The 6,274-nt window shown below is 67.7% G+C and carries 5 protein-coding genes; 4 read left to right on the top strand and 1 reads right to left on the bottom strand.

Translation table 11 applies throughout. From position 1 onward, the window contains the following. A partial coding sequence (locus tag XM50_RS02120) for a GcrA family cell cycle regulator (RefSeq protein ID WP_046406980.1) occupies window positions 1–492 on the top strand: 492 nt, incomplete at its 5' end. A 149-nt stretch (window positions 493–641) separates the two neighbouring features. On the opposite strand, the gene XM50_RS02115 is transcribed toward XM50_RS02120, so the two are convergent. Continuing rightward, entirely contained in the window at window positions 642–1,505 is an 864-nt protein-coding gene (locus tag XM50_RS02115) for an outer membrane protein (RefSeq protein WP_046406976.1), read from the bottom strand. A 162-nt stretch (window positions 1,506–1,667) separates the two neighbouring features. Here XM50_RS02115 and parE point away from each other — a divergent pair, with 162 nt between their 5' ends. From parE to XM50_RS02100, 3 genes are read left to right on the top strand one after another with little or no spacing between them, the layout of a single operon-like run. After that, window positions 1,668–3,647: a DNA topoisomerase IV subunit B gene (gene parE / locus XM50_RS02110; RefSeq protein ID WP_046406974.1), complete on the top strand. Its 1,980-nt coding sequence runs from the start codon at window positions 1,668–1,670 to the stop codon at window positions 3,645–3,647. A gap of 31 nt (window positions 3,648–3,678) precedes the next feature. Then, window positions 3,679–5,940: a ribonuclease R family protein gene (locus tag XM50_RS02105; RefSeq protein WP_046406971.1), complete on the top strand. Its 2,262-nt coding sequence runs from the start codon at window positions 3,679–3,681 to the stop codon at window positions 5,938–5,940. Then, window positions 5,941–6,252: a hypothetical protein gene (locus XM50_RS02100; protein ID WP_046406970.1), complete on the top strand. Its 312-nt coding sequence runs from the start codon at window positions 5,941–5,943 to the stop codon at window positions 6,250–6,252. Window positions 6,253–6,274 lie beyond the last annotated feature (22 nt).

Genomic DNA, 6,274 nt, shown 5'->3' with positions numbered 1-6,274 from the left:
GCTGCGCCGCCGCCACCTCCCGCGCCGCCGCCGCCTGCACCGCCGCCGGCGCCCGCACCGCGCGCGGCCTCGCCAACTCCGGCGGTGACTCAGGTGTCCGCGCCCAAGCCGATCACCATCACGACCCCGCTCGAGCCGGAGCGGTCGCCCGAATCGATGCGCATGGTCCGCTCGGTCGGTCCCGGCGGCTTCGTGCGGCAGGCCCCCGGTGAGCAGCAGGCACCCAGCACCCCGGCACCGCCGCGCCGCCTGGTTCCCGCCAAGCCGTCGCCGGAGGTTGCCGGCAAGACCAGCTTGCTCGATCTCAGCGACAAGGTCTGCAAATGGCCGCTCGGCCATCCGGGTGAGCCGGACTTCCACTTCTGCGGTGAGAAGGTGAACCCAGGCTTCCCCTATTGCGTCGAACATTGCGGCCACGCCTATCAGGCGCAGCTCCCGCGCCGCGATCGCCGCGCCGCGCCGCTGCCCTTCGGTGGCCCGCGGATGCGCTGAGCACGCGCGCTCAGGCAAATAGAAAAGGGCCGCGGCGAGGATGCTCGCCGCGGCCCTTTTCTTTGTCTCCGATCTGCCGCTCGCCCGTCAGGGGGATGGCAGACCCTGGATGACCGGGCGAACTCCCCGCCCGGTCACCGCAGTGTCGCTTAGAAGCGGTAGGCCGCCGTCGCGCGGATCGAGTGCCAGCGGAACTTGTCGTCGCTGCGACGGAAGTCGGTGCCGCTGCCATTCACCAGCAGGAACGGATTGCTCGCCGCGGTGTCGCCAGCGTTGCCGGCGCGGACGCGGTAATCGTCGTCCTTGTACTGGTGGTACATGTACTCAAGGCCGAGCGAGACGTTGTTGGCGACCTTCTGCTCGATGCCGCCACCGCCGGTGATGCCCCAGTGGTTGCGCTTGCCCGATTCGGAGAAGCCGTTCACCGCATTGGTGGTGGAGAACTCACGGTCGATGCGGGCATAGCCCGGACCGAAGGTGCCGTAGAACAGCGTGCGGTTGTTCGGCGTGTAGCCGACGCGGCCGCGGATCGACGCTTCCCAGTCGATCGAGCGGGTCATGACATAGGAGGCCGGCGTGCTGGAGAAGGCCGACACGCTGTCGGTGATCTCGCTCTTGCCGAACTCACCGACCGCACCGACGACCAGGCCGCCGCGCTGATAGTCATAGCCGATGCGACCATAATAGGCCCAGCCGTCCTTGTCCTTGGCACAGGCCGCGGGCGAGGTCGGGTTCGTCGGCGACGTGCCGGCCAGCGCGCGGCCGTTGCAGAAGCCGCCAACCGGCGGTGCGAAGGCGTTGGCGCCAGCGGCGGTGTTCACCGCATCGCCGAAGCGGCCATCGAGATTGGTGTCGAACAGGATCGAGGAGCCACGATCGTTCGGCTGGACATCATAGCCGCCGGCTGCGCCAATATAGACGCCGGAGAAGCCATCTTCGTCGGCCGTCTGCGCGGAGGCGATCGACGGAGCGACCAAAGCGGCGGCAATGCCCGCGAGGAACAAGGACTTCATACGCAACCCTTTCGTTACTTACACAACAAACACATGCGGAGGCCCGAACGGGGCAGGCGGTAGAAAGGATGCATGCCAGCGCGCGTTTGTGCCGAAACGGGAAAAATGTGTTGCAGCGCGGCAACAGGTCACGACTGCCGATGCCTCTGCTATAGCTCAGCCATGGCTGATCCAGATCTGTTCCGTGCCGCCGCTCCCACCCCCGCTTACGACGCCTCGTCGATCGAGGTTCTGGAGGGGTTGGAGCCGGTCCGGCGTCGGCCTGGCATGTACGTCGGCGGCACCGATGAGCGCGCGCTTCATCACCTCGCCGCCGAGGTGCTGGACAATGCGATGGACGAGGCGGTGGCCGGCCACGCCACCCGCATCGAGGTCACGCTGGCGCCGGGCAACCGGCTGACCATCGTCGACAATGGCCGCGGCATCCCGGTCGATCCGCACCCCAAGTTCCCCGACAAGAGCGCGCTGGAGGTGATCCTCTCGACGCTTCACTCGGGCGGCAAGTTCGCGGGCAAGGCCTATGCGACCAGCGGCGGCCTCCATGGCGTTGGCGTGTCGGTCGTCAACGCGCTCTCCTCCGACACCGTGGTCGAGGTGGCCCGCGATCGCCAGCTCTACCGCCAGCGCTTCTCCAAGGGGCAGACGCTCGGCCCGCTGGAGAATGTCGGCGCGGCGCCCAATCGGCGCGGCACGTCGGTCGCCTTCACCCCCGATGAGGAGATTTTCGGGCCCGATCTGCGCTTCAAGCCCGCGCGGCTGTACCGGCTCGCGCGGTCCAAGGCGTATCTGTTCGCCGGGGTCGAGATCCGCTGGAAATGCGCGCCCGAGCTGATCTCGGACGACACGCCGGCAGAGGCGGTGTTCCAGTTCCCCGGCGGCCTTGCCGACCACCTGCGCGAGCAGGTCGGCGGGCGTGAATGCGCCACCGCCGATTTCTTCACCGGCTCGCAGGAGTTTCCGGGAGAGGCCGGCCGCGTCGAATGGGCGGTCGCCTGGCCCTTGTGGTCCGACGGCAGCTATTCCTGGTATTGCAACACCATCCCCACGCCCGATGGCGGCACGCACGAACAGGGTCTGCGCCAGGCGCTGGTCCGCGGCCTGCGGGCGTTTGGCGAGCTGGTGAAGGAAAAGAAGGTCAAGGATCTGACCGCCGATGACGTGATGGTCGGTAGCGAGCTGATGCTCAGCGTCTTCATCCGCGATCCGCAATTCCAGTCGCAGACCAAGGATCGGCTCACGTCGCCCGAGGCCGCCGGCCTCGTCGAAAAGGCCGTTCGCGACCATTTCGACCACTTCCTCACGCACAACATGGACCGCGGTCGCGCGCTGCTGGGCTATGTGCTGGAACGGATGGACGATCGCCTCCGCCGCAAGGAGGAACGCGACGTCAAGCGCAAGACGGCGACCTCCTCGCGCAAGCTGCGGCTGCCGGGCAAGCTGACCGACTGTTCCGCCAACGCCCCCGGCGGCACCGAATTGTTCATCGTCGAAGGCGACAGCGCCGGCGGCAGCGCGAAGCAGGCGCGTGACCGCAAGACACAGGCGATCCTGCCGATCCGCGGCAAGATCCTGAACGTCGCCTCCGCCACCAGTGCGAAGATCCTCGCCAATCAGGAAATCGCCGATCTCATCCAGGCGCTCGGCTGCGGCACGCGCAAGGAATGCCGCCCCGACAATCTGCGCTACGAACGCATCGTCATCATGACCGATGCCGATGTCGACGGCGCGCATATCGCCACGCTGCTGATGACCTTCTTCTTTCAGGAGATGCCGGATCTGGTTCGCCGCGGGCACCTCTATCTGGCGCAACCGCCGCTCTACCGCATCACCTCCGGCGCGAAGTCGCTCTACGCGCGCGACGACGCGCATCGTGCCGAGATCGAGCGCACGGCGTTCCGCGGCAAGAAGGTGGAGGTGTCCCGCTTCAAGGGCCTGGGGGAGATGAATCCGGGTCAGCTGCGCGAAACGACGATGGACCCAAAAACCCGCAGCCTCATCCGCATCACCCTGCCGCAGGAATATGAGGAGCGCGCGGGCGTCAAGGATCTGGTCGACCGGCTGATGGGCACCAATCCCGCGCACCGCTTCGCCTTTATTCAGGAGAATGCCGCGCGGATGGACGAAGAAGCGATCGACGCGTGACCCGGGGGGCGCAAGTTCCTATCTAGGGCCGATGCGCAAACCAAAGGCAGGGCTCCCGAGCCGCCAGCAGATCCTCGATTTCATCTCCACGAGCGATACGCCCGCCGGCAAGCGGGAAATCGCCCGCGCCTTTGGCCTCACCGCGCAGGAGAAGATCGGCCTGAAGGCACTGCTCAAGGACATGACCGACGAGGGGCTGATCGACAGCGCCCCCGGCCGTGCCTTCCACAAGATGGGCGGGCTGCCCAAGGTCACCGTGCTGCGCATCGTCGATGCCGACGATCACGGCGCGATCTGGGCCACGCCGGAACGCTGGGAGGCGGAGGTCGCGGCGCCCCGCATCCGCGTGCGCGAGCGCCGACGCGGCGACCTTGGCGTCGGCATGCGCGTGCTGGCCCGCACCGAGGAACTCGGCGGCGGCTGGATCGCCCATCCGATGAAGGTGCTCGCGCCCGCCGCCGAGCAGATCATCGGCGTCCTGCGCGGCGAGGGCGATCGTCTGTGGCTCCAAGGCGTGGAGAAGAAGGAGCGGCGCGAATTTCCCGTCTCGGACGCCGGCGGCGCGCAGCCCGGCGATCTCGTGCTGGCGGAACGGGCCGGCCGCCCGCCGCGCATCACTGCCAAGGTCGTCGAGCGGCTGGGCGATCCCTTCGCACCGCGCAGCTTCTCGCTCATCGCGATCCACAAGCACGACATTCCCAACGTCTTCGATCAGGACACGCTGGACGAGGCGCAGCGGGTCGCCGCCCAGCCGCTGGGCGAGGGGCGGGAGGATCTGACTCATTTGCCGATCGTCGCGATCGATCCCGCCGACGCGCGCGACCATGACGATGCGATCTGGGCCACGCCCGATGATGATCCCGGCAACCCCGGTGGCTATCGCGCGCTGGTCGCAATCGCCGACGTCAGTTTCTATGTGCGGCCCGGCGGGGCGATCGACCGTGAGGCACGGCGGCGCGGCAATTCGGTCTATTTCCCCGATCGCGTCGTCCCGATGCTGCCCGAGGTGCTGTCGGCCGACGTCTGCTCGCTGAAACAGGGGCAGGATCGCGCCGCGCTCGTTTGCCACCTTCAGGTGAGCAAGACCGGCGCGCTCAAGACCTGGCGCTTTTCGCGCGCGGTGGTGCGGATCGCGCAGAACATCGCTTATGAGGATGCGCAGGCCGCGATCGACGCGGATTCGCCGTTGCCGCTCGAAACCGCAGTGGACGGGCGCGCGCCTGCCGGGGACAGCGCCACGATCCTGGCCGCGCTGAAGGACCTGTGGGAGTGCTGGTCACTGCTCGCCGCCGCACGCGACAAGCGCGAGCCGCTGGCCCTCGACCTTCCCGAACGGCAGGTGGCGCTGGACGAAAAGGGCCGCCTCCTCTCCGTCGCGCCGCGCGACCGACTGGATGCGCACCGCCTGGTCGAGGATTTCATGATCGCCGCCAATGTCGCGGCGGCCAAGGCGCTGGAGGCGAAGAAGGCCCCCGTCATGTACCGCGTCCACGAACCGCCGGCGCGGGAGAAGCTGGTCGCGCTGAAGGAATATCTCGCGACCTTCGACGTCCCCTTTGCGCTGGGTCAGGTCATCAAGCCCGCGACCTTCAACCATATCATCGATCGGGTCGGCGACGCTGACTTCCGCCCGCAGGTCATGGAGCAGATCCTGCGCTCCCAGACCCAGGCCTATTATGCGCCGGCCAATCACGGCCATTTCGGCCTGTCGCTCGGCTCCTATGGCCATTTCACGTCGCCGATCCGGCGCTACGCCGACCTGCTCGTGCATCGCTCGCTGACCAGCGCCTATGGCCTTGGTCCCGGCGGCCTCAACGGCGACGAGGATTTCGAGCGGCTGGGCGAAACGATCAGCAAGCTCGAACGCCGCGCGATGGAGGCGGAGCGCGAGACGATCGACCGCTATGTCGCCGCCTTCCTCGCCGAACGGGTGGGGGAAGTGGTCGATGCGCGCATCACCGGCATCCAGAATTTCGGCTTCTTCGCCACGGTCGAGGGCGTCGGCGGCGACGGGCTGATGCCGATCAGCGACCTGGGGCAGGAATATTTCCGCTATGACGAGGCCGGGCAGCGGCTGGTCGGCGAGACGAGCGGGGACGAATATACGCTGGGCATGCGGCTGAAGCTGCGGCTGGCGGATGCCAATCCAGTGTCCGGTGCGCTCCGCTTCGAGCTTGAGGAAGGGAAGGGCGCCCGTCCGTCACGCCGCGACGGTGCGGGGTCAAAGGCGCCGCGAGTGCTGAAGCGCCGCGGTCGGCCTGGCAACATTCGGCACAAGGGTGGGAGACGATAGATGGCGAACATCGTGATGCGTCTGGGTGAGCGTTACACCACGCGCACGCAGGACCGGCTGGTCGAGCGGCTGCGCGCCGCCAACGCGATCAAGCCGGCGAACGCGACCCTGCTGGCCCCACTCAGCCGCCGCGAGGCCCGGCTGCTCGAACGCATGGTGAAGTTCCGCGCCGTGGTTCAGGAGGGCGAGCATCTGTACTGGCTCAACGAACAGGCGCTGGTCCACTTCCGCAAGGAGGAACTGGCGCGCCTGCTCGGCGCCTTCGCGGTCGCCGGATTCGCTGCCGCCGGCGCGCTCGCGCTCGGCCGCTGACGTCACCTGAGTGGCGGCCGCG

The sequence above is a fragment of the Sphingomonas sp. Ag1 genome, from assembly GCF_000980895.1.
In the GTDB taxonomy this organism is placed as follows: Bacteria; Pseudomonadota; Alphaproteobacteria; order Sphingomonadales; family Sphingomonadaceae; genus Sphingomonas; species Sphingomonas panaciterrae.
This window is presented reverse-complemented; position numbering and strand designations above follow the sequence as displayed.

Bases quoted from the DNA above. Each gene is read 5' to 3' on its own strand.
- XM50_RS02115 (WP_046406976.1), bottom strand. From the start codon at position 1,505: ATGAAGTCCTTGTTCCTCGCGGGCATTGCCGCCGCTTTGGTCGCTCCG.
- parE (WP_046406974.1), top strand. From the start codon at position 1,668: ATGGCTGATCCAGATCTGTTCCGTGCCGCCGCTCCCACCCCCGCTTAC.
- XM50_RS02100 (WP_046406970.1), top strand. From the start codon at position 5,941: ATGGCGAACATCGTGATGCGTCTGGGTGAGCGTTACACCACGCGCACG.
- XM50_RS02105 (WP_046406971.1), top strand. From the start codon at position 3,679: ATGCGCAAACCAAAGGCAGGGCTCCCGAGCCGCCAGCAGATCCTCGAT.